The sequence below is a fragment of the Ectobacillus funiculus genome (assembly GCF_004138295.1).
GTDB classification, from domain to species: domain Bacteria; phylum Bacillota; class Bacilli; order Bacillales; family Bacillaceae_G; genus Ectobacillus; species Ectobacillus funiculus.
On record NZ_SCFM01000019.1, the window covers coordinates 32,645 to 58,846 of the forward strand.

22 protein-coding genes and 1 riboswitch are annotated in these 26,202 nt (G+C 38.4%); of the genes, 15 read left to right on the top strand and 7 right to left on the bottom strand.

Translation table 11 applies throughout. The features are described from left to right. Positions 1-3 precede the first annotated feature (3 nt). From walK to rlmH, 7 genes are all read left to right on the top strand, one after another. Positions 4-1,833, top strand: a complete 1,830-nt coding sequence (gene walK, locus EP737_RS14240; protein ID WP_129728641.1) for a cell wall metabolism sensor histidine kinase WalK — start codon at positions 4-6, stop codon at positions 1,831-1,833. Next, entirely contained in the window at positions 1,830-3,176 is a 1,347-nt protein-coding gene (locus tag EP737_RS14245; protein WP_129728642.1) for a YycH family regulatory protein, read from the top strand. Before walK ends, EP737_RS14245 begins: the two co-directional genes overlap by 4 nt. Beyond that, on the top strand, positions 3,163-3,978 hold the full coding sequence (locus EP737_RS14250; protein ID WP_129728643.1) for a two-component system regulatory protein YycI: 816 nt from the start codon (positions 3,163-3,165) through the stop codon (positions 3,976-3,978). Before EP737_RS14245 ends, EP737_RS14250 begins: the two co-directional genes overlap by 14 nt. After that, a complete protein-coding gene (locus EP737_RS14255) occupies positions 3,975-4,769 on the top strand; it encodes an MBL fold metallo-hydrolase (protein ID WP_129728644.1) in 795 nt (264 codons plus the stop codon). The genes EP737_RS14250 and EP737_RS14255 overlap by 4 nt, the downstream gene beginning before the upstream one ends. A 64-nt stretch (positions 4,770-4,833) precedes the next feature. Beyond that, positions 4,834-6,060, top strand: a complete 1,227-nt coding sequence (locus EP737_RS14260; protein WP_129728645.1) for a S1C family serine protease — start codon at positions 4,834-4,836, stop codon at positions 6,058-6,060. A gap of 246 nt (positions 6,061-6,306) precedes the next feature. After that, the gene (locus EP737_RS14265; RefSeq protein WP_129728646.1) at positions 6,307-6,477 is read left to right on the top strand and encodes a CxxH/CxxC protein; all 171 of its coding nucleotides are present in this window, start codon (positions 6,307-6,309) and stop codon (positions 6,475-6,477) included. Between the two features lie 74 nt (positions 6,478-6,551). Continuing rightward, positions 6,552-7,031: a 23S rRNA (pseudouridine(1915)-N(3))-methyltransferase RlmH gene (rlmH, locus tag EP737_RS14270; protein ID WP_129728647.1), complete on the top strand. Its 480-nt coding sequence runs from the start codon at positions 6,552-6,554 to the stop codon at positions 7,029-7,031. A 120-nt stretch (positions 7,032-7,151) separates the two neighbouring features. Here the strand turns inward: rlmH and EP737_RS14275 are convergent, their stop codons facing one another. The 5 genes from EP737_RS14275 to EP737_RS14295 all read right to left on the bottom strand — a co-directional run bounded on the left by EP737_RS14275 (position 7,152) and on the right by EP737_RS14295 (position 13,107). Continuing rightward, positions 7,152-8,375, bottom strand: a complete 1,224-nt coding sequence (locus EP737_RS14275; protein WP_129728648.1) for an L-lactate MFS transporter — start codon at positions 8,373-8,375, stop codon at positions 7,152-7,154. A gap of 136 nt (positions 8,376-8,511) precedes the next feature. Next, the gene (locus EP737_RS14280; RefSeq protein WP_129728649.1) at positions 8,512-9,276 is read right to left on the bottom strand and encodes a LytR/AlgR family response regulator transcription factor; all 765 of its coding nucleotides are present in this window, start codon (positions 9,274-9,276) and stop codon (positions 8,512-8,514) included. After that, positions 9,257-10,933 carry a sensor histidine kinase gene (locus EP737_RS14285; protein WP_129728650.1) on the bottom strand — a complete coding sequence of 559 codons (1,677 nt, stop codon included), beginning with the start codon at positions 10,931-10,933 and terminating at the stop codon, positions 9,257-9,259. Before EP737_RS14285 ends, EP737_RS14280 begins: the two co-directional genes overlap by 20 nt. A 423-nt stretch (positions 10,934-11,356) precedes the next feature. Continuing rightward, positions 11,357-12,181, bottom strand: coding sequence for a sensor histidine kinase (locus EP737_RS14290; protein ID WP_342772908.1), 825 nt, complete (start codon positions 12,179-12,181; stop codon positions 11,357-11,359). Between the two features lie 245 nt (positions 12,182-12,426). Then, a complete protein-coding gene (locus EP737_RS14295) occupies positions 12,427-13,107 on the bottom strand; it encodes a response regulator transcription factor (RefSeq protein ID WP_129728652.1) in 681 nt (226 codons plus the stop codon). A 185-nt stretch (positions 13,108-13,292) separates the two neighbouring features. Here EP737_RS14295 and EP737_RS14300 point away from each other — a divergent pair, with 185 nt between their 5' ends. The 8 genes from EP737_RS14300 (at position 13,293) to EP737_RS14335 (ending at position 23,026) form a co-directional block, all read left to right on the top strand. Then, positions 13,293-14,318, top strand: coding sequence for an ATP-binding cassette domain-containing protein (locus tag EP737_RS14300; protein ID WP_129728653.1), 1,026 nt, complete (start codon positions 13,293-13,295; stop codon positions 14,316-14,318). Further along, on the top strand, positions 14,315-15,130 hold the full coding sequence (locus EP737_RS14305) for an ABC transporter permease (RefSeq protein ID WP_129728654.1): 816 nt from the start codon (positions 14,315-14,317) through the stop codon (positions 15,128-15,130). The genes EP737_RS14300 and EP737_RS14305 overlap by 4 nt, the downstream gene beginning before the upstream one ends. 754 nt (positions 15,131-15,884) lie before the next feature. Further along, positions 15,885-16,688 (top strand): hypothetical protein, encoded by an 804-nt coding sequence (locus EP737_RS26025; RefSeq protein ID WP_205650943.1) that lies wholly within the window; start codon positions 15,885-15,887, stop codon positions 16,686-16,688. A 655-nt stretch (positions 16,689-17,343) separates the two neighbouring features. After that, positions 17,344-18,030 carry a response regulator transcription factor gene (locus tag EP737_RS14315; RefSeq protein ID WP_129728655.1) on the top strand — a complete coding sequence of 229 codons (687 nt, stop codon included), beginning with the start codon at positions 17,344-17,346 and terminating at the stop codon, positions 18,028-18,030. Further along, the gene (locus EP737_RS14320; RefSeq protein ID WP_129728656.1) at positions 18,005-20,089 is read left to right on the top strand and encodes a sensor histidine kinase; all 2,085 of its coding nucleotides are present in this window, start codon (positions 18,005-18,007) and stop codon (positions 20,087-20,089) included. The genes EP737_RS14315 and EP737_RS14320 overlap by 26 nt, the downstream gene beginning before the upstream one ends. An 84-nt stretch (positions 20,090-20,173) precedes the next feature. Continuing rightward, a riboswitch (TPP riboswitch) is annotated at positions 20,174-20,279 on the top strand. A 399-nt stretch (positions 20,280-20,678) separates the two neighbouring features. Then, positions 20,679-21,386 (top strand): thiaminase II, encoded by a 708-nt coding sequence (gene tenA, locus EP737_RS14325; protein ID WP_129728657.1) that lies wholly within the window; start codon positions 20,679-20,681, stop codon positions 21,384-21,386. 406 nt (positions 21,387-21,792) lie between these two features. Next, complete coding sequence (locus tag EP737_RS14330; protein ID WP_129728658.1) at positions 21,793-22,134, top strand: zinc ribbon domain-containing protein YjdM; 342 nt, start codon at positions 21,793-21,795, stop codon at positions 22,132-22,134. Between the two features lie 112 nt (positions 22,135-22,246). Continuing rightward, a complete protein-coding gene (locus EP737_RS14335; protein WP_129728659.1) occupies positions 22,247-23,026 on the top strand; it encodes a GntR family transcriptional regulator in 780 nt (259 codons plus the stop codon). Between the two features lie 224 nt (positions 23,027-23,250). Here EP737_RS14335 and EP737_RS14340 read toward each other — a convergent pair whose 3' ends face one another. Together EP737_RS14340 and EP737_RS14345 are read right to left on the bottom strand one after the other, a co-directional pair. After that, the gene (locus EP737_RS14340) at positions 23,251-23,640 is read right to left on the bottom strand and encodes a VOC family protein (RefSeq protein WP_129728660.1); all 390 of its coding nucleotides are present in this window, start codon (positions 23,638-23,640) and stop codon (positions 23,251-23,253) included. Between the two features lie 141 nt (positions 23,641-23,781). Next, entirely contained in the window at positions 23,782-25,128 is a 1,347-nt protein-coding gene (locus EP737_RS14345) for an MFS transporter (protein ID WP_129728661.1), read from the bottom strand. Positions 25,129-26,202 lie beyond the last annotated feature (1,074 nt).

A 26,202-nucleotide genomic window follows, 5' to 3' on the forward strand; every position in this document is an offset into this window, starting at 1 on the left:
TTCATGAAAAAAGTTGGATTTTTTCAATCAATTCATTTGAAATTTGTTTTAATTTATATGCTTCTCATCTTACTTGCTACACAAGTTATTGGTGTGTACTTTGTAAATGAATTAGAGCAGAAGCTTTTAACAAATTTTCAAGATTCATTAACGAAGCGTACAGACCTGTTGGCATATAATGTGCAGCAAGAACTAGTAAAGAAACGTGAAAAGACGGATACAACGGCAACGGACATAAAAAGCTTGCTGCAGGATTTTGCTTCTAGTTCAAGGGATGACATTCGGGAAGTTCAGGTAATTAATGAAAGCAGTATTGTACTTGCTACATCAGATCAATACAATCAAGGGATTGTTGGAAAGAAAACGACAGATATCCTTGTCAAACGAACTCTCTTATCGGGTGCATCTGATAAAAAGATGGAAATCCAACCTTCTGATGGAAAGCGTATGCAAATTACCACAGTTCCGGTAAAAGAAAATGGAAAAACAGTTGCTGTTATTTACACAATGGCTTCTATGGAAGATGTATATGGACAGATGCGGCAAATCAATCAAATTTTTGCAACAGGAACGGTGATTGCGCTTCTAGTAACTGCAGTGCTAGGTATTCTTCTTGCCCAAACCATTACCCGTCCTATTTCTGAGATGCGAAGGCAAGCTGTAGAAATGGCAAAGGGAAACTACTCACGTAAGGTAAAGGTTTACGGCTACGACGAAATTGGACAGCTTGCATTGGCCTTTAACAATCTTTCTAAAAAACTACGGCAAGCACGGGCTTCAACAGAAAGTGAACGACGCAAATTAATATCTGTGTTGTCGCATATGACTGATGGAGTAATTGCTACAGATAGAAAAGGATATATCATCCTGCTGAACGATCCAGCTGAGAAGCTATTGAATGTTTCACGTGAAACAGCGCTTGATCAGCCAATTACTAAGATACTCGGTATTGAAGAGGAGTATACACTTGATAATCTATATGAGGAACCAGACTCTGTTATTTTAGATTATAGTACAAGAGATGAGCATTATATTCTACGGGCAAGTTTTTCAGTAATTCAAAAGGAAACTGGAAAATCAAATGGCCTGATTGCAGTTTTATATGATGTAACTGAACAGGAACGAATTGATCGTGAGCGAAGAGAATTTGTTGCAAATGTCTCACATGAGCTTCGCACGCCGCTCACTACGATGAGGAGCTATTTGGAAGCTCTAAGTGAAGGAGCTTGGCAAAACGCTGAAATTGCCCCAAGGTTTCTTTCTGTCGCGCAGGATGAGACTGAGCGTATGATTCGGCTAGTAAATGACCTGTTGCGCCTTTCTAAAATGGATAGCACAGAATATCATCTTATGAAGGAATGGGTAGATTTTACCGAATTTTTCAACCGTATTATTGAACGATTTGAGATGTCAAAGGAGCAAAATGTCACCTTTAAACGGGCATTCTCCAAAAAGGCACGATTTATTGAAATTGATGAGGATAAGATTACGCAGGTTTTATATAATATTATCTCAAATGCTTTAAAGTATTCTCCAGAAGGGGGCACGGTTACATATCGTCTTCGTGATAGAGGAGAAGCGCTTGAAGTGAGTATAAGTGACCAGGGAATGGGAATTCCAAAAGAGAATGTGAATAAAATATTTGATCGCTTTTATCGTGTGGATAAAGCGAGATCCCGACAGCTTGGGGGTACTGGACTTGGTTTAGCAATTGCAAAGGAAATGGTACAGGCGCATGGCGGAGCAATCTGGGCAAAGAGTGAGGAAGGGAAAGGAACGACCATTTACTTCACTCTTCCGATGGAACGGGATCAAGAGGATGATTGGGAATGAGCATGGAGAATTTTAAGACCATTTTGCTTTTAAATTTAGTGGTGATCAGTATCTTTCTGACATATAACCTGTGGACGTACCAGCCTGATTCAAGTATGGTACAGAACGAGAAATATATTCAGGATGTTCCCTCTGTGACAAAAAAGGATTTATCAGCAATTATTTTTCCATCTCAAATGATTGTGCATAAGGGGCTTGAGCATTATGCGAGCGAGCAAATTCTTCGTATTAATCCGGCTTATAAAATTTTGGAGCAAGGGGAATTTGACAACTTTAAGGATGTTTCTTATAAAATACCTAAAAGTCAATTCCTCTCTTTTGTACACGCCAAAAATAGAGTAGAATTTGTCTTCCCAGCGGAGATTCCGTTTGAAGTGTTCAAAAACCTTTTTTCCATTCAAGAAAAGGATATGGAGCCACAAACTTTTGATCGATTGCTCATTAACTTATATCCAAATGAAAATAGCAAGGATGAGGTGCAAGCCTTTTTTGTTTCTTATGAGAGCCGGAAGATTTACAGCGCGACCTTAAAGGGAATTGCAGTGAAGGATTTAGTTAATACAAGCAATGAGTTTGCTGGACAAGCAGATGAATATTTTATGTATGCTATAAATGAAACGCGAGCGATATTTCTGCCAGAAGATAATGTGAATATGAAGCAGATGTTTTATGTAACAAGTGACCTTGACGAAGAAATGTTTCAAAACATTTTGTTCACGGATCCGCGCTATGTGAAACAAGATAAAACAAGCTCATGGGAAATGTATACGGATGGGACCCGTCTTCTTCGCATTTTTAATACTACGCAAATGCTTGAATATGAGAATTCATCTGTTTCCCAGAAGGAAGTTCTAACAGGTGCGCCGCTTGTTCAACAGAGTATTGACTTTATTAATAATCATGGTGGCTGGACAGACTCCTATCGCTTATACAATGTGATACCTGGGAAGGGGGAGACTGTATTTCGTCTGCATGCTGATAATAGTTTTCCTGTTTTCAATACAGACGGCATGTCTTCTTTAAAGCTCGGCTGGGGATTGAACGAGATTCGTTCCTTTAAGCGTCCTCTATTTTGGTTATTTGTAAAAAAAGAGGAAGATACGATAGTAGAGCTGCCTTCAGGAAGAACTATTCTTTCCTTTATACAACAAAATGCAAAAGATAGTATGAAGGAGATTAAAAATATTGCAGTTGGATATGAGCTAGAGCCTGATGTAGGGCTGAATGGAGAAAAGGTTATTGGAGTGAAGCTTAATCCTATTTGGTATATCTCCTATGGTGATTCCTATAAGAAGATAGAATGGGATGCAGAGAAAGGGGGAGAACTCGTTGGATTGGAATAAGATCAAAACCATTTTTATTATCACATTCCTAATCCTAGATATCTTCCTCTTTTTTCAATTTATTCAAAAACGCAACAATAGCCAACTAGAAATAATGGTGGAAGAAAATATTGAAGAACAGCTTGCGGCAAATAAAATTACGCATGTGGATTTGCCAAAGGAGCCTGCTCAGGCTGCTTATATTACAGGAAAGAGCAGGGAATTTCACGAGGAAGAAACCAGTTCTTTAAAAGGACAAACAGTCGTCCTGTTAGATTCGAAAACTATCCATAGTAGCCTTAAGGATCCTATTGAAATTCCAAAAACTGATAAAGGTTATTTTTTCGAAGAGTTCCTGCGCGACTCTGTTTTGGATGGAACAAAGTATAAATACTGGAAGCTTGATGAGAAGGAGAAAAAGATTTACTTTTTTCAGCAATTCAAAGGAAAGAACATTTTTCATAACCAGTATGCAGCAATTGTTGCTGATATAAATGAAAAAAATGAGATTGTGTCCTATACACAAACAATGTTGACAGATGTAAAAGAAATGGGTGGAGAGAGTAAGGCTCAGGAGATTATTACAGCAACAAAAGCTTTAAAGACCTTGTATTTAAAGGGAGAGATTGAATCAGGAAGCCGTGTAACAAAGGTAGAATTAGGATATTATACAGTCGTTATTCCTTCATCCTCCGGGTTTCAGGTTATTGCCCCAACATGGCATTTTGTGTTGAATGGGAAAGATGACTATTTCGTAAATGCGATTGAAGGACAAATTATTCGAATGGGCAAGGATAACACACAATGGAGTGAAGTGAAATGAGTTTACGTTTCAGTGTACTTGCCAGTGGAAGTACAGGAAATATGCTATATGCAGGAACAGATAAGCAGAAGCTTTTAGTAGATGCCGGGTTGAGCGGAAAGGCAGCAGAGGCTCTCTTTAAACAAGTTGGTGCTGATATACAGGAAGTTGCCGGAATTCTAGTGACGCATGAACATAGTGACCATATTAAAGGGCTTGGTGTGCTGGCACGAAAATATAAATTGCCAATTTACGCAAATGAAAAAACATGGAAGGCAATGGAGCATCTTATTGGTGAAGTACCGACTGAACAGAAATTTGTCTTTCCTGTTGGTGCTGTTCAATCATTTGGAGACATAGACGTAGAATCCTTTGGCGTATCGCATGATGCAGCTGAGCCAATGTTCTATGTATTTCATCATGCTGGCAAAAAGCTGGTCCTTATTACAGACACAGGATATGTAAGTGATCGGATGAAAGGCATTATTAAAGGAGCAGATGCTTTTATATTTGAAAGTAATCATGATGTAGAAATGCTTCGAATGGGTCGTTACCCGTGGAGTGTAAAGAGGCGCATCCTGAGTGATGTAGGTCACGTTTCTAATGAGGATGCAGCTCTAGCAATGGCGGAAGTGATTACAGATAATACAAAGCATATATATTTAGCTCACCTAAGCCAGGATAATAACATGAAGGAGCTGGCTCGGCTGTCTGTTTCTCAGGTGCTTGAAGGAAAAGGATTTGAGATTGGGAGGGCTCTCCAGCTGCATGACACAGATCCTAAAAATCCAACGAAAATTCAATACGTATAATTCTCTCTTTTAGCGAACAATAAGAGGGAATCATGGATGTTTTCGGAAGGATAGGTGAGCAAATATGTCTTTTTTTGATGAACATGAATATGAAAGCAAGGAACGAAGAAGAGGAAAGACAGGACGTTTTAGCAGAAATGTTGTCATTTCAGGTGTAGCGGGCACGCTTGTAGGTGCTACCTTGTTTGCTTTTGCGGTACCAACCTTTTCAAGGCTCAATCCGCCTCGAAACGAGGGACAAGTACAAGTAAAAACAAGTGAAGTGAAGTCCTACACAGCTCCGCTCACACAAAACGTCGCATCGAGTACAGAAGATATTCGTTCCGGCTTTGTCAGTGCTGTGGATAAAGCATCAGAAGCTGTTGTTGGAGTAATTAACATTCAACGAGATAGTTTTTCAGAGGAAGATGCTGAAGCAGGAACCGGTTCAGGTGTCATTTATAAAAAAGCGAATGGAAAGGCATATGTGGTCACAAACCATCATGTTGTAGAAGGTGCGAACCGAATTGAAATCAGTCTAAGCGATGGTAAAAAAGTACCAGCAGATATCTTAGGAAGTGATGTTGTCACGGATTTGGCTGTGCTGCAAATGGATGAGAAATATGCAGCAAAGGTCATTGAGATTGGAGACTCTACTAAGGTGCAGCGCGGTGAACCTGCTATTGCGATTGGAAATCCACTAGGCTTAGAATTTTCCGGTACGGTTACACAAGGTATTATTTCAGCAACTGAACGTATCTTGCCTGTGGATCTGGATAATGATGGCCATTATGATTGGCAGGTTGAGGTACTGCAAACTGATGCTGCAATCAATCCTGGAAACAGCGGCGGTGCGCTTGTAAATGTAGATGGAAAGCTGATCGGCATTAACTCAATGAAAATTGCTACGGAGGCAGTTGAAGGCATCGGCCTTGCTATTCCGATTTCAAGGGCGGTTCCTATTATTCAAGAACTTGAAAAGACAGGTAAGGTAAAACGTCCATACCTAGGTGTGGAGCTTCGTTCACTTAATGAGATTCCTACTTATTACTGGGAAAAAACACTACAGCTGCCGACCAATGTAACATCGGGGGTATGTGTCCTAGATGTGAAAAGTCCATCTCCTGCCTCAAGAGAAGGAATGCATGAATATGATGTAATTGTTGAAGTTGATGGTAAACCAGTACATGATATCATTGAATTCCGTACAATCCTGTATAGTAAGAAAATAAATGATACAATGAAGATTGTCTTCTATCGAGGTAGTGAACAAAAAACGGCAACAGTAAAGCTTGCTGAAGAAAATTATTAAAACAGGGGAGGTCTCTCTCTCCTGTTTTCTCGCACTTTAAGAAAGTATAAATTTCTAGCAGGAAGACAGTTCGACGTAGTTAGGAATTTTAGGAATAAAGTATAAGTGCAACTACGCCTCTGTCTTCGCCCAAGGGCATGGCTCGCCAATCGGCGAGTTTTCTTTATGTGTTTTAAGGGGTATAACTCCTAGAGCTCTATCTGCTTTTTTCTATGATTATATCCTGTGGATAAGTGAGGTGAGAAAATGGACATTGCATGCTGTCAGGAACATGTAGAGCTAGCGCTAGATATTATTGTAGATGAGTTCGAGGTAGCACCAGTTATCCACAATGTTATCAACAGTGGAGATGAAAAAAAGCCCTGTGAATATTGTCAACATGATGCGAAATATATTGTTTCAAGCGAAATTGAGTAAGAGAACCTGTGGATGAATTATGTGGATATGTTGATAACTTTTGTGGATAAGATATGTGTAAGGTAGGGGTTTTTGTGAATATCTCAATTATATCAATCGGTAAATTAAAGGAAAAATATTTAAAACAAGGAATTGACGAGTACCTAAAGCGCCTATCCTCCTATGCCAAGGTAGAAATTATGGAGTTGTCAGATGAAAAAGCTCCCGAAAATTTAAGTGACGCAGAGATGCTGATGGTTAAAGAAAAGGAAGGAATCCGTATTCTTGAAAAAATCAGTGAGGATACACATGTTATTGCTTTAGCTATTGAAGGAAAAATGAAATCATCCGAGGAATTAGCTAAGGATTTAGATCGTCTTGCTACATACGGAAAGAGTAAAATTGCATTTATTATTGGCGGTTCATTAGGTCTAAGCAAGGATGTAATGAACCGTGCAAATGATACATTATCTTTTTCAAAGATGACGTTTCCCCATCAGCTGATGAGGCTGATTTTGCTGGAGCAGGTGTACCGGGCATTTCGGATTAACCGGAATGAACCGTATCATAAGTAAATGAGGTTTTTGCGAATAAAAGGTACCTCTATTTTAGAGATACCTTTTAGTACATTATTAGTCTGATACAGTGAATTGTGAAGGCCATTTGCAGAGATTAACCAATCTTTGTAGCCGAAATCATGCGGCTTGAGTTTTTTCGTTTCTTTTTTCTTTTTTCAAGGCAGCTCTTTGACCCGGTGCCTTTATAAACAGAGCAATGATTACTGAGATTATACTCAACACTGCAATGAATGTGAAAGTAGAAGCAAAGCCGCCAAGTGCTGCGGCAATAAATGATCCAGACAATGCACCAATCCCAAACCCTTGATAAACAATCCCATAGTTTTTACTTTGGTTTTTTAAGCCAAAGAAATCAGCAACAATTGCTGGGAAGATGGTTATATTTCCACCGAAACAGAAAGCAATTCCTGCAACACACGCAAAGAACAATCCATAATTTAGTTTGACAAAGCTTAAAACAGATACTGCTATTGCGGTCATCAACAAAGCGCCCGCTACCACTTTTAAACGGCCAACTCTATCAGATAATGCTCCAAGGATAATGCGGCCAATTGTATTGAAAATTGCTACTAATGCTACGGCATTGGCAGCTGTTGTCACATCCAAACCAGCTAAACTTACACCGATATCTTTTACAATTCCGATTAGATATAAACCGCTCATACATGCAGTAAAAAACATAATAAACAATAAGTAAGCTTCCTTGGTTTTAAGCATTTCTTTGACTGTATAGTCATTAGCCTGTGCCCCTTTAACGGACTGGGACTGACTTGTTACCTGTGCCTCGCGAACTAAGAATGAACCGCCTATAACCAGAATCATCACGATTATGCCCCAGTATAAAAACGTATGAGATACGCCAACGTTTTGAATTAGTGCTCCGTTAATGTATTTGAACAGCAAACTGCCTGTTCCATAAGCACCGACAGAAATTCCGGAAATAAGCCCTTTTTTCTCCGGAAACCACTTAATAAGATTTGACAATGATGTGATGTAAGCAGAACCATCGGCAAATCCAACCACAATACCAGCCATGATGTAAAGCATCCATAATGCTGAGACTTGTGAGCTAATGATTAATCCTGCGCCTAAAACAATGCCTGCAGTTACGATTAAGCGGCGAATGCCCCAGTGATCCTGGAGTTTGCCGGCAAATAATGTTGAAAAAGCTAAAGCAAAGCTTGTTATTGAAAAAGTAATGGCTACCGAGTTCAATTGCCAGCCAAAGTGGTCAACCAATGGTTGGTTAAATAAGCTCCATGTGTAAATAGAGCCTAACCCCATTTGAACAATAATAGTTCCCAGAACAATCAACCAGCGATTACTTGTTTGTGAATTCATGTTAAATCTTCCCTTCTAACTTACGAGACCAATGTAGGCCTCTTGGTAGATTGCGTTTATAAGAAGATCATAACATTAAAAAAAGTTATGGAACCGCATTCAGAACCAAATGCTTAAAGAATGGAATGAATTGCAGTTAAAATCGCATAATTTGTCGGAACTCTTTTACTTTGCTTCGGCTTACAGGAATCTCAGCATTAAAGGATTTAAGATTAATCACATAGGTTTGGTTAAACCAAGGGACAATTTCACTGATCTTGGATAAATTCACAGTATAAGATCGATGGCAGCGAAAAAAAAGATTCTGGGGCAAAGTAGAATGGAACTCTGATATGCTCATTGGCATCGTATATTCTTCATGCAATGTATAGACCAGTGTTACCTTTTCGCTCGCCATCGCGTAATAAATATCATTCACATCTGTGACAATTATTTTATCGTTTTTTCGTAAGTTTACTCGGACATCCGTTCCCAGGCCTTTGATTGAGTCACCTTTTTGGAAAGATAACTCCTTTTCTTTATCTGTTTGATTTAGATCACGTAAAAAAGTAGCTTCGAGCTTATGCAACATGGCAGCAATCCGCTTCTCATCATAGGGCTTGAGAATGTAATCAAAGGCCTCAAGTGCAAATGCCTGAGCTGCATGCTCTTTGTATGCTGTTGTAAAAATAATATAGGGTTTTTTTGCAAACTTACTTATATTTCCAGCCAGCAGCATCCCATCAAGGGATGGAATGTTGATATCAAGAAAAATAGCATCTGTATCATTTTCTTGTAAAAATTTTAGGACATCTAATCCATCTTCAAAGCAATTAGTTACTTGAATGCTACTATGTGTCTCAATCAAATATTTTAATTCTTCTTGTGCGGGAAATTCATCCTCAACAATGATCGCTTTCATCTTTTCTCCTCTCAATATCGAAATAAACTTCAGTACCCGGAGATAACCTTTTGATGATTAGTCCTTTGCCATAAATCAATCTTACACGCTGATGTACATTATATAATCCAATTTGCTTTGCAGGAACATCATCACGGTACAAATTCTCTATCACTTCATCTGATATCCCAGCTCCCGTGTCCTTCACGCTAACCCGGACTTTATCACCTAGGTCATTCACAGCAATTGTGACAGTACCAGGACCCTTTGTTTTTAGTATGCCATGAATAATTGCATTTTCGACCAGCGGCTGAATAAGCAGACTTGGAAGTTTTAATTTTACCTTTTCAATATCATATTCCACCTGAAGTTTAGAGCCAAAACGAGCCTTTTCAATTTCAACATAATCATGTACCTGTTGTAATTCGTCATGAATATCGATAAATTCATCGCTTAGCTCCAGATTGTACCGCATATAGCTTGATAAAGTAATAATCAACTCGCGGGCCTTTTCTGGATTGCGCCGAGTTGTTGACGCAATGGCATTCAGGGCATTGAAAAGAAAATGCGGGTTAATTTTTGTTTGCAGTGCCTTTAGTTCTGCTTTGTTGGCCGCCTCCTTAATCTGTTCGACACGGGATATCTCCATTAGGGTGGAAATAATTTGTGATAAACCAATTGCCATCGTTTGCAAAGGATAGGTCATTTTAGAGGCTTTGCGATAATAAATTTTGAGAGTTCCCGTGACTTCCCCTCGCTCTTCAAACGGCATGATGAGCAGGGACTGAATTTCAGGAGTTGGTTGATCAGACACACGATTTCTAATTGTGATTTCACCGCTGCGGATCGCTGCTTTCGTTAGATCGCTGATGATTTCTTGTCCGATGTTATACCGTTCCTCACCAAAGCCGACATAAGCGAGAACAATTTTTGTATCGGTTATGGCCACTGCATCGGCATTAATTTGATCCTTGATGATTATGCAAATTTTTTTCAACGATTCTGTATTGATCGAACGAAAATAAGGCAATGTTTTATTGGCAATGTCCAAGGCTAACTTTGCTTGTTTAGCAGCAATCATTTCCTTCTCATCCTCCACACTCATTACCAATAAAACAATCAAGCCGACATTGACTTCGCCTACAATCATTGGAAAGCCAATTTTTGATACAATATCCAGGCCAAGTTTAAAGGGTTCTGCCATAGCAAGTATCAATAGCATGGTAAGGACTTCGCAGCTCATACCTGCGGCAATCCCGTAAATCCAACGCTGTGATTTTTTTACTTTAATGTTAATAAGCCCGGATGCTATCCCGGCAATAATGCTTGTTATCAGGCATGGAACAGATGTTACTCCATCGATATCAATTAAATAACGATGCACACCTGAAACAATTCCGGTAATGATCCCTACCCAAGGCCCGAATAATATGCCCCCGGACATGACAGCGATAATTCTTACATTGACTAAAGAACCTTCTACTTTGATTCCGGAATAGGTTCCAAAAACGGCAAATAAACAAAAGATAAGAGTAATGATAATTCTCTCCGAAAGCGTGTGCTGTTCTCTATGGAGGGATTCTTTAAACCTGGGAACCCTTGTTAAAAAAAACAAGCAAATTAATAGTAGTGCCGCCCGTTCAAAAATATGGATTAGCATTTCTAATGATGGATTCATCTTAAGTTCCTTTCCAAGTGATTATATTTCGCCTATTTTTAGTATAGTACTATACTAAAAATAAGAAAGCATATGTTTCTGCTTAAAATAAAGCGGCAGGGGACATTACTGCAACGAAAAAAAATGAACTTGAACTTCACAATGAGGTAATTGGATGGGATACCGGTAGTAAGAAAAATACCAGCAAGGAAGAAACAATATGAGTTTAATTCCCTACCCATTGTTTTATCAAATAAAGATTTGAATAGAACTCTCATTAGATACGTTACGGTGAACCGATCATAAGTAAATGAGTTTTTTACCTTTAGCCATTTGTTTTTAGTATTTGGCTATTGTTTAAAAGGAATGAATGAAGACGAAAGCAAAAAAACGAAAAGGATACCGAGTTTCATTAAACGATATCCTTTTCGTATCAATCGGTTGTTATAGAGCAATTGGCAATACTACTATTATTTCGGTACCTTCTTTAGGTGAACTTTCTACCTGTATATGACCTTTATGCATTTCAATAATTTTCTTTACAATTGAAAGTCCTAATCCACTGCCGCCATTGGATCGGCTCCTTGCTGGATCAGCCTTATAGAATCGCTCAAAAATATGCATTTGAACTTCTTTCGTCATCCCAATTCCCGTGTCTTTAATGATCACCGCTATCCTACCCGTTTCTTGTTTTTCTAATTTTACTGTAATTTTCCCATTCATCGGTGTAAATTTAATACTATTATGGATTAAATTAATCCAGACTTGATCCATCAAGTCCTCGTCAGCATTAATAGTCAGCTTATTTAGAGAAACTTCCATTTCAAGGTCCTTATTTCTCCATTGTGGTTCAATCGAAAGGATTACTCTCCGTAATTGCTGGTCTAGACGATATGTTTTTGGCTCAAATGGTGGATGGTCGGACTCTAATGAGGTCAGCTTTAACAGATTTTCGCTTAGTTTTGAAAGACGCATGCTTTCGACCTCAATAATATGCAGGTACTGTGAATGTTCCTCCTTAGATAAATTTTCATTTTTTAAGGCATGAGCAAAACCGGAAATGGATGTTAAAGGTGATTGAATTTCATGGGAAACATTGGAGATGAACTCTTGGCGCATTTGTTCCATCTCTCCGAGCTCTTTTGCCATATGGCTAATACTTTCTGCTATTTCATTAAAAGGATGATTTCGATTTCCAAACTCTTCCTTGTAGAAAGAAAGATCAATATTAAAGTTCCCTTGAGCCATCTTTTTTATCGCATCAATCATGGGACGTAAAAAGAGGCTCTGCTTTTCCTGAAAAAATCTAATTTTAGAAATGCCATATATGATTAGGCCAAACAGGAAAAATCCAAAAAATGAATTGATAATCTGCCCCATATATGAGGATAAACTATTTCTTGAAAAAACATCTAGGAACCACGGAGTGATGAAAAAAGCGGCCGTCCAGCATATAAACAACAGGAGTAAAATGGCTGCAACCTCACCGCTTTTTTTTAAGAACTTGATGATTTTCATTTTTTTGCCTCTAAACGATAACCAAGACCGCGAATCGTAGTAATTTTAAAAGAGCAGTTCCCATCTGAGAAACGCTGCCGAAGACGTTTAATGTGAACGTCGACAGTTCGCTCGTCCCCTTTATAATCATAACCCCAAATATCTTCAATTAACTGTTCCCTTGAAAAGGTTTTGCCAGGATATGCTGCAAACTTATACAAAAGTTCAAATTCCTTAAGCGGTAAGGTCATTTCATTCGTGCCATTAAACACTTGATAGGTAGAGCGATCAAGTTCCACATTTCCGATATTCACCTTATTTGAAAGGATGATCTGGTAACGTTTGAGTAATGCCTTTATTCTTGCAATCAATTCGGCTGGATGAAATGGTTTAACCAAATAGTCGTCAGCTCCAAGATCAAAGCCTTTTACTTTTTGGGCTGTTTCTCCCCTTGCCGTCAGCATCAAGATAGGGAGAGAATCAGAATAATAGGCTCTAATTGCCTCGCAAAGGTCCCAGCCATCCATGTTTGGCATCATGATATCAAGAATAATGAGATCGACTTTCTCAATATCAAGCAAGGTTAATGCCTCCTTCCCATCCTGCGCCTCGAGAATGGAGAAACCTTCCTCGGATAAGATAACATGAACTAATTTACGAATATGAGGGTCATCATCTACCATTAAAATCTTTGTCATGACATTCAATCCTTTTTCAGAGTGATAATTGTTTTCCATTTTTAAGAAATATTCAAGTGTTTTTAGTATACTCCTCCTTTATGAACTTAATATGAACAAGAAAGTGGAGAGCCATAGATTTGGAAGTTCATATTCAGTTCATAAATGCCTGTTAAGATGTAGCCAGTTATGGAGGAGGGATGGAAATGAAACATATACATGGAACAATTCCTGACAACGGTGATTGGGCTGTTGAAGCCCACGGACTCATTAAAAATTTTGGCGATAATCGTGCGGTTGATGGTGTAAATTTGAACGTACGGGCTGGTACCATCTATGGCCTACTTGGTCCCAATGGGGCAGGCAAAACCACTACGATTAGAATGCTGGCGACTTTACTGCGACCTGATGCAGGTTCGGCTCGCATCTTCGGGTATGACGTAGTAAAGGAGTCTCAGATCGTGCGTCAATTGATTGGGGTTACGGGTCAGTATGCCTCGGTTGATGAGTCACTAAGCGCTACCGAGAATTTAATCATTTTCTCCCGCTTGCTAGGGCTAGGGAGGGCAGAGTCCAAGCGGAAGGCAGCGGAGCTGTTGGAGGAATTTGGGCTAACAGAAGCAGCTCACCGTCCGTTGAAGAATTTTTCCGGTGGTATGCGACGCCGTCTGGATTTGGCAGCCAGTCTCATAGCACAGCCACCACTCATCTTTTTAGACGAACCGACTACAGGGCTTGATCCCCGCACACGTAATCAAATGTGGGACACCATTCGCCGATTGGTAAAGACAGGATCAACCGTCCTGTTAACAACACAGTACTTACAAGAAGCAGATGAACTGGCTGACAGGATTGCAGTGATCGATCGAGGCATCGTTGTTGCAGAGGGCACTGTAGATGAACTGAAGTCATCTGTTGGCAGCTCATCTTTGCACCTGAGAATCCAAAATCCACTGGATATTGAGGCGGCTCGTCACATCGTTGAAAAGGTGCTTCAGGCCAAGTCAAACGTGTCGTCAGAAGGTGGGAAGATTATTGCACCGATGGCAGATGCGGACCGAGTCACGGATCTGTTTATTGCTTTTCGTGAGGCTGGAATCCACCTGGCAGAGTTGAGTATACAGAAACCGACACTTGATGAGGTCTTTTTGACCATTACAGGCCATAGTGCGAAGGAGGACACAACTAGTGTGCCTGAACAATGGGACGTAGTAGAGGAGGTAAGAAGATGAAAAATACATCATATCCGTCATTTGCCAATCGCCAACTGAAAAACAACACGGGCTTTGGTCAGACGGTACGGAATTCATTTACAATGGCCTATCGAGGTTTACTGAGGATACGGCGCACACCTGAGCAACTGTTCGACGTCACGCTCCAGCCAATTATCTTCACCCTAATGTTTACCTATATCTTTGGTGGGGCCATCTCAGGGAACGTAAAGAGCTATTTACCGGTCATCATTCCCGGCATCCTTGTTCAGACTGTAATAACGACTTCCATTGTCACGGGAGTCCAACTGCGTGAGGATATGGATAAGGGAGTATTCGACCGGTTTAAATCACTTCCTATTGCACGAATTGCTCCTTTGGCGGGCGCTCTTTTGGCGGACACTATCCGGTACACCATAGCTACCGTGCTTACCTTTACCATGGGGTATATCATGGGTTATCAGCCAGATGGAGGGCTGGGGAATGTTATCATTGCAGGAGGGCTGGTCATTGTATGTTCCTGGGCAATTAGCTGGATCTTTGCTTTTTTCGGTGTAATTGCACGAACGGCTTCTAGCGTACAAGGGATATCGATGCTTGCGCTGTTCCCACTCACGTTCCTTTCCAATGCTTTCGTTCCAGTTGATACGATGCCCAACTGGCTCCAATGGTTCGTAAAATTGAACCCGCTCTCACATCTAATTACTGCCGTTCGTGACCTTGTCAACAATGGAAATGCTGGATGGGATTGTGCGATCTCCCTTATCGGTGCTGCAGGCATAGTGGCGATTTTTGCACCAATTACTGTCCGTGCTTATATGCGTCGAACGTAATAATTAGCGATAGATTAATAGGGCTCTTAATAAGGATTTCTATTTACGTTTTAGGAAGAAGGTATAAATTTCTGGATAGAAGTGAATTCGACATACTCGGAAATTTTGTATAACTATCTATTGCCTAAATTAAAATTGTTATCTTAATTGATCCGACATTAAAATGGCCCATTGCCTATAAAAAGGATTCCCCCTGTCAAATGGGAGGAGAATAGAAAAAAATTTGTGGTTAAGGGGACTCAAGCATCTTTATAACTGCTTAAGCTTTTTAGTTTTTGGCACTCGCTAAAAAAATACAGAGGTCCCAGCTAAGGAAAGTTTCACGTGAAACATTTTCCCTCACACTTTAAAAGAGTATAAATTTCTAGCTAAAAGACAATTCGACATAGTGAGAAATTTTGGGAATACAGTATAAGAGCAACTACGCCTTTGTCTTCATCCAAGGGTAGGGCTCGCCAGTCGGCAAGTTTTCTTTATTATAGGATATACGAATAAGACTTTACATTAGAGATTGATTAATTTGAAAGTTGCTTACCTTTCTTTTTAGTTATATTGAATTACGGATGCCCAATCGTGAAGATATACTTATAAAATTAAGTAATTAATAATTTTGCACTCTTGTAATACTTGCAAGAGTGTTTTTGTGCGCACATTTTTTTTAAAATGGTCAAGTACCTTATATGCTGCCCTAGGATATTGAATATCCTATATTAGCAGTAACAGAATAAAATATTTTCTTAAGGGGGAATCTATCTTGTTTTATCAACGAACTTACAATGATATAAACGGATACAAAAAAAATCTAAAGTCTCTGATCGGTTCGACAGTGCAATGTAACTTTGGAGGACCAGAGAGAGGAAAAGGAACACTTCTTAGGGTAGGATTGGACTATTGTGTATTGCAATGTGATGAACAAATATACTATTATCCATTGCATCATATTAAAGGCTATACATTTATCCGGGAAGTTGATGACTTAGAAGGAAATGAAAATGAAGGAGATGACAAGAATAAAAATAACGGCAACAACAAAAATTCAAAATGTCCAGTTATTGTACCAGGCAGACGTTTCGTTGATGTTATTGACCGCTTAAAAGGGCGGAAAGTTCAATTCAACAAAGGACCAAGCAAGGTAAAGGGAATTGTGGTTGGACGTGATACAAACCATATTATACTTGAGGTTAACGATGAAGTGTTATATGTCTCTATATTCCACATTCAAAATATGTGCTGTGACCATCGTAAATCGAGTAATAACCAACAAGATCAAGACAATTCTCAAAATGACCAAAGTGATAGCAATAATAAAAACAGCAGCCAAACCGACAGTGAAGATAGTAGCCAAAACAGCAGCCAAAACAGTAGTGAAGATAGTAGCCAAAACAGTAGCAGTAGCAATAAAGAATCAACCGAAATAAGAGAAGCTGTAGTTGGACGTGACGAGGAACCTGCTATGTTTGAGGTTAACGATGAAATGTGGTATAGCTCTTTAACCTACAAACAAAGTGTGTACGAGTGGGACAGCTATTACTATAATACCAATAACAATAAACGCTAGTGATTCTTCACATTCTATCACCATGAATCCACACAGAGTATAGCTTGCAACACCGTATAACTGCAAGTGCCTTGACCTAAGGTTTGTACAAGCAATCAAATACTACATGACTGTGATACAAACATAATGAATAATTACTCTACATTCTACCCTCCTACTTACAAACCATTTTATATTCCCTTTCAATATGTGAAACAGGATTATTCTCTATCCTCTAAATATAATTCCGTATGACCTAACAAAAGAAAAGGAATAAAAGAAGGATATAAAATAAATTAGTGGCTAAAAGGCCTCAAGCATTTTTATAACTGCTTAAGCTTTTTAGTCTTTGGCACTTGCTAAAAAATACAAAAGCCCCATCTAAAGAAAGTTTCACGTGAAACTTTCTTTCCTCACACCTTAAAAAAGTATAAATTTTCAGGTAGAAGTGAATTCGATGTAGTCGGAAATTTTAGGAATACAGTATAAGTGCAACTACGCCTCTGTCTTCGCCCAAGAACAGGGCTCGCCAATCGGCGAGTTTTCTTTAAAATACTAAGAAAATCTTAAGATTTACATAAAGGATTTGCTAAGATTTGTTTGATATCATACCCTTAGAATGAATACTAAAGAGGTGATACATTATGTTTAGATTCATATATAGGGGTGAACCTTCATGAACATATTGGTTTGTGATGATGACAAGGCAATTGTAGATGCCATAGGAATCTACTTAGAAAATGAAGGCTATACGATATTCAAAGCCTCTAACGGGATAGAGGCCATAGAAGTAATCGGAGAAAATGAAATACATCTTATTATCATGGATATTATGATGCCTAAGATGGATGGAATAAGCGCGACCACGAAAATTAGAAGGGATTATAAAATCCCTTTAATCATGCTCTCTGCCAGATCTGAGGATACGGATAAAATATTGGGATTAAATTTAGGAGCAGATGATTATATTACTAAGCCATTTAATCCTTTAGAGCTCATTGCGAGGGTTAAATCACAGCTGAGAAGATATACAATGTTTGGAAGCCTTGAAGCCAAGAGTCATGAATATAGAACTGGGGGACTCATCATAAATGATGAAAGTAAAACGATAACCGTTGATGGGGACGAGGTTCATCTCACACCAGTGCAATATAAGATCTTAAAGCTTCTGACTGCAAACGCCGGAAAAGTATTTTCTATAGAGGAGATCTATGAAAAGGTATGGAATGAAACATCCTTTAGCCCGGAGAATACAGTAGCAGTTCATATAAGAAAAATTAGGGAAAAAATCGAAATAAATCCGAAGGAGCCAAAATATTTGAAGGTGGTGTGGGGAGTTGGATATAAAGTCGAAAAGTTATAGCCACTTCATTATAACGAAAGTGGTTGTTTTTATTCTTGTGGTTCTATGTTTTACAGGTGCCATTAAAAAACTTGTAGAGATAGAAGTATTAAACGGTGGTGATTTTGGTATTGTTTTTGAGGACAACTACTTCCTGAGTGGGGCATATGTACGGGAAAGTGAAAATATCATCAGGGATCTCACAAGACTAATAGGGGAATATAAGAATGAGGAACATATTTTAAGCGGCGGGACTGTTAGTGAGGATGAATTAAGAAATGAGGAAGAAAATCTATACTCAGATTATATGTCCAATTCGAGAAGCTATAATCCTGAATTAGGTGAAGGGGCAAACTATGAAAAGTTTAAGGAAGAATATGCAGACAAGATATCCCAGGCGAGGGATACGCTAATAAAGAATGATCTAAGAGAATATCATTCTTTATTGCAGAATTTAGAAGAATATAAAGAGCCATTGTATTATATCAGTGATGGAGTAAATGTGTATGCAAATAGCCCAAAGATAGAAAAGGATCAGTTAAAAACCTATCCTGCTTATATGATATTTGAGGAATACAAAAGTGAGATTTTCCCAAAAGAGGTTAAGGATAATAAAAATTTGTATCGGATCACAGAAAGCATCAACGGATTGGACCCGAAAAACAAGGTTGCTTATGTTGCTTTTACCGAAGAATTTATAAATCACAAAATAAAAGAATGGAATGAAAATAAGGAAAAGGTCACAACAAGCTTCTATACATTAGCAGGGTTTTTAATAGGGCTTATCTTATCTTTTCTGTATTTAGTACTTATTGCAGGAAGAAAATCATTTAAGGATCAAGGGGTATACCTAAATGCAATTGATAGGTTATATAACGATGTTAATGTAGTGCTGTGCATAGGCCTTATAGCGCTTTGGATTGCATTAGTAGAGGGTGTGTTTGATCAGATTGATAAACTGATTATTCCAATTACCATTCCTATTGCTGCGGCTGGACTCATGCTGGTTCTATCACTTGTGAAGCATTTTAAGAATAAAACATTTATAAAACATACATTAATTTATCGTATGCTTTATAAGCTGTTTAAATTTGTTGGAGATGTATATAATAGCGGAAGCGTTGGCGTGAAGACGGTATTACTCGTAATCGGATATCCTATATTAGTCGCTTTAACGTTTTTTATGTTTCCAGTCACCCTTGGCGTAGCTGCTTGGTTTGCCCTAAAAAAAATCAGGACATTTAATACGATCAAGGAAGGTGTAGAGAGAGTAAAGGATGGAGATATTCATCATAGTATAAATGTTAATGGAACAGGTGAATTTGCAGGCCTTGCTGCGGATATAAATAGCATCACTGATGGCTTGAAAAAGGCCGTTAATAACGAACTAAAAAGCGAGCGGATGAAAACGGAGCTGATTACCAATGTATCACATGATATAAGAACACCTTTGACCTCTATTATCACCTATGTTGACTTATTAAAAAAGGAAAAGGATCCTTCAAAGGTAGAAGAATATATTGAGGTACTGGATCAAAAATCTAAAAGGCTAAAAGTCCTAACAGATGACTTATTTGAGGCAGCAAAGGCCTCCAGCGGGAATATACCAATACATCTTGAGCAGATCGATATCATATCTTTAATTACTCAGGGGCTAGGGGAAGTTAATGACAAAATTGAAGCCTTAGATTTAGATTTTAAGCTAAATTACCCTAAGGATAAGGTATATATTATGGCCGATGGAAAATTATTGTGGAGATCTATAGAAAACCTGTTATCTAATATATTTAAATATACTCTAAAACAATCAAGGGTCTATATAGATATTGAAGATTTGGGGAATGAAGTACTTCTCACCTTCAAAAATATTTCAGCCTATGAGCTGAATATCTCAGCAGACGAATTAATGGAGCGTTTTAAAAGAGGCGATGAATCGAGGCTAAGTCAAGGCAGCGGATTAGGGTTATCTATTGCGAAAAGCCTGATTGATATACAAAGAGGAAAATTTTCTATACAAATAGATGGAGACTTATTTAAAGCCATGATTTCTTTACCCAAGTATAAAAATCTTAATGAGTAATTGGTACTGATATTAAAAAAGGCTTGACTGTCTTTAATGTTGTGATATGGTTAATGTCAGAATGAAAAATAAATAGCAAGCATCTCTATCCACTAGGGGAGCCTATTGAAGGGCTGAGATCAAAGTGACCTTTGAGACCCTAGAACCTGATCTGGGTAACACCAGCGTAGGAAAGTGGGAGTGACGGACCATTATATTTTCATTTTGGTTATTAAAATGAATTCCAAACCACTTTCTTTACGCATGTAAAAAAGTGGTTTTTTTATTTTACACTGTAAGAAAGTATAAATTTCTAGCTGGAAGATAAGTCGACGTAGTCAGAAATTTTAGGAATACAGTATAAGTAGGGCTATGCCTCTGTCTTCGCCCAAGGACAGGGCTCGCCAATCGGCGAGTTTTCTTTACACTGTAAGAAAGTATAAATTTCCAGCTAGAAGGTCATTCGGCGTAGTCGGAAATTTTAGGAATACAGTGTAAGTGCAACTACGCCTCTGTCTTCGCCCAAAGGCAGGGCTCGCCAATCGGCGAGTTTTCTTTAAAGGGTTTTATGTTGCATTTTCATCTATTTAACACCTTAGGAGGGATTAACATGTCATTTTCTCAGTTGTTGCGCAAAGAAGCAAATTCTATTTGGGAAGCGAGTTTTCATCATCCGTTTGTGACAAAGTTAGGAGAAGGAAGTTTAGATTTAAGGTGCTTCCGTTATTATGTTCTGCAAGATTCCTATTATTTAAGCCATTTTGCTAAAGTGCAGGCATTAGGGGCAGCGAAAGCAGTTGATCTACAAACGACGGGACGCATGGCACATCATGCACAAAATACATATCAGGCGGAGCTTTCTTTACATCGGAATTTTTCTGAAAAGTTAGGGATTACGGAAAAAGACAAAGATACCTTTGTTCCTGCACCGACTGCTTATGCGTATACATCTCACTTGTATCGTGCCGCATATGAGGGTCACTTAGGGGATATTATCGCAGCAATCTTGCCGTGCTATTGGCTTTATTACGAAATCGGCGAGCATTTGAAGGAATCGAAGCCGGAAGAGCCTATTTATCAGGAATGGATTGCCGCTTACGGTTCTGACTGGTTCCGTACTTTAGTAGAAGAACAAATCGCCAGACTAGATGCCATTGCTGAAACTGTGACAGAATCGGACAGAGAACGAATGAAACAACATTTTATTATTAGCAGTCAATATGAATACTCATTTTGGGAGATGGCTTATACATTGGAAGATTGGCCAGTGAATGAAAAGGAGAAACAACGTGGTTTCAATGAGGGCTTATCCATATAACAAAGGACAGCTTCCCTTGCGACGTGCATATCGATTTCCATGCTTTGAATTATTTTCTCCGTTCCAATGCGAGTGTTTTCTAATTTAAGGAAAAACAAAAAGAAGTAATGTCTTTATTCAGCTGGGTAAAGGATATTACTTCTTTTTACATTTACTGCAAATAAATCATTTTGACCTATAGCATCTTATAGTTTCCTTGTACATGATTATAAATATTTCCGATTGATGTTGTTGAAAAATTTTAGAGGGAAAGAATGAGGGCTTGTGTTAATATAGATTGATGGTAGGATAGGTGGTTTGTCCGCTTTAGTGTGTTTATTTATATATTTTAATGGATCGTGTACAGTTTGATTGAACAATGTCTTACAGGATAAAATTAACTATAACAGATAGGAGCATTGAATACATGTCCAATTTACCAAATTGCCCAAAATGTAATTCAGAATATACTTATGAAGACGGAAGCCTTTTTGTTTGCCCAGAATGTGCTCATGAATGGAGTTTAGAATTAGAGGCTGAAGCTAATGAGGATACAAAAGTCATCAAAGATGCGAATGGAAATATCTTAAATGATGGTGATTCTGTAACAGTAATCAAAGATCTGAAAGTAAAAGGAACTTCATTAGTCGTAAAAATAGGTACAAAAGTAAAGAATATACGTTTGATTGATGGAGATCATGATATTGATTGTAAAATTGATGGTTTTGGCGCAATGAAATTAAAATCTGAATTCGTGAAGAAGATATAGATATAATTATAGTGCAGCAGAACTGCAGAAGTTTCTCGTATTTATTAATTTAAGAACTGTTTTGCTCAGGACAATATGATTAAATTAAATTTTTGGGAAGTGTGTTTATAGTATGAATACGCCAGATGAATCTACAAGAGCTCATGTTAATTTGGAAGAACCGGATCAATCCTCCCTTTCTCTAGACATTCATTCAATTTTATCTAGTTTAGATGAAATGGGGGAATCACGTTTGCCACAACGTGCTTATCTAGCGACACGCCATGCCATACGACAACTTCAGCTCCCCCCAGGAAAAACAGTATTGGAGAGGGAAATGGCTGAAATCTTGGGTATGAGCAGAACCCCTGTTCGTGAGGCCCTCGTACGTTTAGAGATGGAGGGATGGGTACGTCTTATACCGCGTCGTGGGTTTGTTGTGGCACCCATTGTTGCGGATGATCTCCAACAAATTTATGAGGTAGTGGAAGCGCTTGATGGTATTGCTGGCAGCCTAGCTACCAAGCGTGCCACCTCTGAAGAATTAGATCAACTCGATCGTTTAATTGAGGAACAAGAAAAAGCACTAGAATTAGGAGATCTACTGGCATGGACTACTCTTGATGAGCAATTTCATCAATTCATTGTCGACTTGGCCCAAAACCCACGACTAAGAGGGATTATGGATAGTCAATCTGATCAACTATATCGTGCCAGATTATATACAATTAAGCTTCGACCTAGACCAACACAATCTATCATGGATCACAAGGCCATTGTTACTGTTATGCGAACAGGTGAACCGGAAGCTGCACGTATCATGTTACAATCCCATCGTTATAGAGCGCGCAAAGAAATTTTAGAGGTTATCCGATCTCTAGAAGTGGACCATAATAGAGAATCTCTTTCTTAGGTAAGATAATACATGTTTTATAAAAGAAAAGGGCTGTAGAGATTTCTTAGAAATCTCTACAGCCCTTTTTGTGCTATGCTATTTTGTTGAAAATATTACTAACCAGATAGGAACAATAAGTAAGCTCTGTCCCCCGACCAGCACTCCAGCTCAAAGACAAGATAAATGCCAAAAAGATTTAAAACAGGATATTATTTAATATCAGAAATTCTATTTAAATAAATTTAATTTCTTGCTCGTTCTATCAATTGTAGTAATTCACCATTAGGTCCATAAAATAAAATCATAAGACCGCCTTCAAGTGTTGAGTTTGGTTGATTCGATAAAAATTTAATTCCCTTTTTTTCATAATAGCTAATGGCTTGATTAATATCCTCTACTGCAAAAGCAAGGTGGTTAACGATCCCCCTTTTGTTATACTCACCTATAGGATCAATATCTCGAATGAACTCAATTTCCATGCTAGGCTGATCCTCCAGATATAAAAATGCCATCTCTCTTGTGTTAGAGGATCCTCGAAGGCGAACTTTAAATCCAAACATGTCTGAGTAGTATTGAATAGCATGATCCATATTGGCAACAATGATAGCGGTATGTTCCATTTTTTTAATCATTTAGCTTCCTACTTTCATCATAAATAACAAATTTACATAAGAGTTTTCGCGCCAATACTGAGTTTCCCTTATTGCTGGAAAATATGAAAGAAAGACTAACCAATACAATAGGCCAGCCTTTCTTATCCTCTGGAATTTTCATTATGCCTGCACTTTTAATAGAGGTTGTTCTTCCTCTTTTAATTCGGGGGGTAATTCGATCCGCTCTATTTTGTTCACAACGAAGATGTAACATAATGCTCCGACCAACAGGACTCCACCAATAAAAAATAATGCTGCATTAAAGGAATGCGTTGCACTCAAAATATATCCAACAATGATAGGAACCACGATACCGGCTATGTTACCTGACGTATTAAAGATTCCACCACTCAAACCAATGATTTCTTTTGGAGACATATCGCCAACTAGAGTCCAAGTTGCACCAGCCATCCCTTTAGCGAAAAAGGCGACTGACATGATAAGCATAATGAGTGCTGCTGATGATGTATAATTGGCTAGGACGATAATACTTGAAAGCAAGAATCCGATGATAATCGGAGTTTTACGTGCTGTGGTGAGGGATTTCCCACGCTTTAACAGAAAATCGGATAGGTATCCGCCAACAAGCCCTCCAATAAAGGCCCCGGCATAAGGGAGCGACGCCATAAAGCCAACCTTAAGCATGGACATATGTTTTTCTTGTACAAGGTACGTAGGGAACCAGGTAAGGAAGAACCAAAGCATCGTATTCAGGCAAAATTGCGCAATATAGATTCCAATCATTTGTCGGTTGGTCAACAGCAGTTTGGCATGAGCCCATCTGATTTTAATTGGTTTATCCCCTGTATTCGCCAAGCCGCCGCCTGCATTAATATAGTCAATTTCAGCTTGGTTCGCTCTCGGATGCTTGTTTGGTTCTTGAACGAACTTAAACCAAAAGAGCCCCACCACAATTCCAGCAACCCCTGCCACATAGAAAACCATCTGCCATCCATGAGTCTGCAAAAGCCAAGCCATTACCGGAGTGAACAGTGCGACTCCAAAATATTGAGCAGAATTATAGATGGATACTGCCTTACCACGCTCATGCTGAGGAAACCACATAGCGGTCAATCTACTGTTACCCGGAAACGACGGTGCTTCTGCGATCCCTACAATGAATCTTAATACGAATAACATCACTAAACCGTCAACCCATCCTTGAAAGAATGTAAACAATGACCAGATGATTAAGCCTATACCATAAACTATGCGCGCACCAAATCGGTCCAGCATCCATCCCCCTGGGATTTGCATAAAGGCATAGGCCCAGTTGAATGCAGAAAAGGCGATTCCAATTGACACTGCATCCAAATGAAGGTCTTTGGTCATTACAGGGGCAACAACACTAAGTGCTGAACGGTCAATATAGTTGATCGCGGTAGTGATAAACAAAATGCTTAAAATCAAATAACGTACATTGGTTTTTTTAGTAACCGTTTTTGAATCTTGCGTAAGAGCATTCATAAACTTCCCCCCTAAAATTTCTCCCTAAAAGATACCAACTCAAACGTATTATCGATTATTATTCTTGGTTACACTGGTTATTTTCCCTCTTTTGCAAGTGCGGGCACTATCAAAAGCATAACAAATAATCTGTTCACAAATCTAAATTCAGTAAAGGTCACGGATTAGATGAAAACTTCTTATCCTGATCTAGATTCGGAAACTTCCCACCATCAAACCTTAAATATTCTACTTTAATCCTTTTGTATATTAAAATTCAATTAACAAATCTATAATTAGATATTTTATCCAGATGATCTGTTAGGCAGCCTCCCCTTATACCACCTCTTTTCTATTACCATCTCACGGGATAGTTGCTATACGAAAGATACGTTTACTAGACATTTTTGTTAACCTCCCTGTATTGAATATGTGTTTGTTTTTATGAAAACCCTTACAACGATTATCACTTAATGTATACATTAATGTCAATGCTTTTATTTTGAATTTATCTAGTTGTATATAAAATCAGACACCGAATATAGGATTAAATCAATAAATAAAAGGGATTATCTGATAATGATCATTTTGAAAAATAAATTAGATTCCACTTCAACGCATACGTTAATGCGTGTGATTGGGTCGGCATTATGTGAATGCCCAAAAGGGGTTGAATAGATCTCTCAAATCAACATTTATTAATGAACTACATCTCTGAGAGGTATGACATCAATAATTGGATATTGAGGTCTTGCCCATTCATTCCAGACAAAATCAATCTTTTCAAAATAGGTGAATCTCCACTTGCGGATCCAATAGTACAAACGATTTGAGTTTTTCTTATCTTCATCACCTATTTCTATCCTTTGTTGATTCATGCTCTTTTAGAATTCATTACTTTAATTTTGTGATAGTGTATACATTAAATTAAAAAAGTTATTAAAGATTATGTTCGTTTTAAATTTAAAGAATATAGGATGCATCTGATAAAAACGCCTTAAATAAAAGGTTTTATACAATGTATAGCCAAATTACTTATTTCTCAATCAGTTTTTTAGAATGGCAATCATATTAAATTTTAACATAGGCTATTGA